The 657-nt window shown below is 68.0% G+C and carries 1 protein-coding gene and 1 pseudogene; both read right to left on the bottom strand.

The features are described 5' to 3' along the window. The coding region (locus CCN42_RS41060) for an ABC transporter permease family protein (protein WP_143662291.1) at nucleotides 1-480 on the bottom strand (480 nt) is incomplete at its 3' end. Further along, nucleotides 477-657: pseudogene (locus CCN42_RS41055) on the bottom strand (sugar ABC transporter permease); the annotation flags it as partial. The pseudogene CCN42_RS41055 and the gene CCN42_RS41060, both read right to left, overlap by 4 nt.

Here is a 657-nt window from a genome sequence, read left to right as displayed (position 1 = left end):
CTGCAGGAAGATGTAGATCGAGACGATGTCCGTGCCCATGTAGAGGGCGATCGGCGCCCAGAGGGAGTCGAACATCCCGAGACTGTTGACGATCTGGAAGGTCGCGACCTGGGTGGTCACCCCGGGCACCAGCGCGGCCACCAGGAAGCCCGCCAGCACCAGCTTGCGGTAGCGGAACCGGAAGCGGTCGATCGCGTACGCCGTCATCGAGCCGATCAGGACGGTGCCGCCGATGGCGAAGAGCAGGATGAGGGCCGTGTTGCCGAACGCGGAGAGCATCCGGCCGTCCTGGAACGCCGTCGCGTAGTTCGAGAGGTTCAGCGGGTTGCCGGGGAGCGCGAGCGCGCCGCTGTCCTCCGCCATCTCCGTCTCGGTCTTGAGCGAGGTCAGGAGGACCACGGCCAGGGGCAGCAGGACCACGAGGGTCGCCGCGGCCAGCGACAGGTACACCAGGGTGCGGGCCACCGCGCGGCGGGTCATACGAGGTCCACCCTCTCGTCGGGGACGAGGCGCCGCTGCACCCAGGTGACCAGCAGGATGATCAGCAGGAGCACGACGGCCGCCGCGGAGGCGAGCCCCGTCTTGTTGAACTGGAAGGCCAGCTTCACGGTCTGGATCACGAAGGTCTCGGTGCCGGTTGCGCCGCCGGTCATGATG

The organism is Streptomyces glaucescens (assembly GCF_002154375.1).
Lineage (GTDB): Bacteria > Actinomycetota > Actinomycetes > Streptomycetales > Streptomycetaceae > Streptomyces > Streptomyces glaucescens.
The sequence above is the reverse complement of the archived record's forward strand: the minus strand, read 5'-3'. Positions and strand labels throughout refer to the sequence as shown.